The 291-nt window shown below is 70.8% G+C and carries 1 protein-coding gene; it reads left to right on the forward strand.

Features of this window, described 5'->3' with window-relative positions; translation table 11 throughout:
* Nucleotides 1-291: trypsin-like peptidase domain-containing protein (locus tag GV790_RS29845; RefSeq protein WP_163818151.1), on the forward strand; the 291-nt coding region annotated here is incomplete at both ends.

Raw genomic sequence — 291 nt, forward strand, 5'->3', positions numbered from 1 at the left:
GATCGGGCCGTTCGGCCGGGCGCCGATCGCGGCCGTCGAGCCGCCGGACCCGAGTGTGCTGGCCAGCCCGGTCGCCGCCTCGCTGCAGCAGAGCGTGCTGCGTATTCGCGGCGTCGCGCCGAGTTGCCAGCGGGCGCTGGAAGGTTCGGGCTTCGTTATCGAGCACGAGCGGGTGATGACCAACGCGCACGTCGTCGCCGGCACCACCAGTGTCACCGTCGATACGGCCACCGGTCCGCTGGAAGCCGATGTGGTGCTGTTCGATCCGTCCACCGACGTCGCGGTGCTGTC

This window comes from Nocardia cyriacigeorgica (assembly GCF_010858045.1).
GTDB classification, from domain to species: Bacteria; Actinomycetota; Actinomycetes; order Mycobacteriales; family Mycobacteriaceae; genus Nocardia; species Nocardia cyriacigeorgica_E.